Genomic DNA, 696 nt, shown 5'->3' with positions numbered 1-696 from the left:
GGCGGCAACCGCCGCGTCCCGCACCGCGGCATCATCGCCAACAACCTCTGGCTCCACCACCGCGCCGCCGCCCTCAACCTCCGCCGACTGGTCAACCTCGGACTCACCCGCACCAGCGGCACCTGGCGCCTCACCCCGGCCACCGCATAGCGAAAAGAGCCGCCCGGCCTCCGGCCGGACAGCCCCACAACAAGATTTTCAGCAGCCTTCTAGACGAACTCGATGGACGTGCTCGATCCCCCTGTACGCCGTTCGTGCCACAGTGCGCCCCCATGGGCGGTACTGCCCCCTGGATATCGGGTATGTGCCCATTAACCCCACGAAACCGGACATGCGTGGGGCGAGCTCCTGGCCCGGGAAGTGATCGGCGTGATCGACACCGAAGGCGACTGCGCCGAGTGGACCTTTCCCGCGGAACCGGACGCCGTCAGAACCGCCCGCACGGCGGTCCGCGGCCAGCTCCACACCTGGCGCCTGGACGTCCTCGGTGACCTCACCGCCCTGCTGGTCAGCGAGCTGGTGACCAACTCCCTGAGACATGCCACCGGCCCCATCGGTGTCCGCCTGGTCCGTTCGCCCCGCGAAGAGCGACGGTGCCACCCTCACCAAGGACGCCGCCGCCGGCGAGACCCTGCTGAAGGTGACGGGACTGCAGAAGCACTTCCCGATCAAGAAGGGTCTGCTGCAGCGCCAGGT

The 696-nt window shown here is 68.4% G+C and carries 1 protein-coding gene; it reads left to right on the top strand.

The window, feature by feature from the left end; all coding sequences use genetic code 11:
- Positions 1–360: 360 nt before the first annotated feature.
- The coding region (locus GRC12_RS47200; protein WP_439959966.1) for an ATP-binding protein at positions 361–696 on the top strand (336 nt) is incomplete at its 3' end.

This window comes from Streptomyces griseorubiginosus (assembly GCF_017614965.1).
Taxonomy (GTDB): domain Bacteria; phylum Actinomycetota; class Actinomycetes; order Streptomycetales; family Streptomycetaceae; genus Streptomyces; species Streptomyces griseorubiginosus_B.
Note: the sequence above shows the minus strand (reverse complement) of the source record. Positions and strands in the feature narration are given on the sequence as shown.